Consider the following 234-nt stretch of genomic DNA (forward strand, 5'->3'; position numbering starts at 1 on the left):
CGGGCCGTACTTGGCCTTGAAGGCCGCGACAAACTTCTTGTTGATATCGTTGTCGAGCGACTCGAAATATTTCATCGACGAATAGAAGCCGGCGAAATTGTCGCCGCCAATGCCAAGCACTTCATCTTCGGTGACCGACAGCGTCATCAGGAACTGCTTTTGCGGCGTGATGCCGGCGCCTTTGAGCTGCTTGTAGAACGCCACATTCGAACCACCGACCACGGTCGCGAGAAT

Annotated in this window: 1 protein-coding gene; it reads right to left on the reverse strand. The window is 54.7% G+C overall.

Annotated elements, in window-relative coordinates:
• Positions 1–234: transporter substrate-binding protein (locus SB764_RS44800; protein WP_410867411.1), on the reverse strand; the 234-nt coding region annotated here is incomplete at both ends.

It is taken from the genome of Paraburkholderia sp. SIMBA_027 (assembly GCF_046535315.1).
Classification (GTDB): Bacteria; Pseudomonadota; Gammaproteobacteria; order Burkholderiales; family Burkholderiaceae; genus Paraburkholderia; species Paraburkholderia tropica.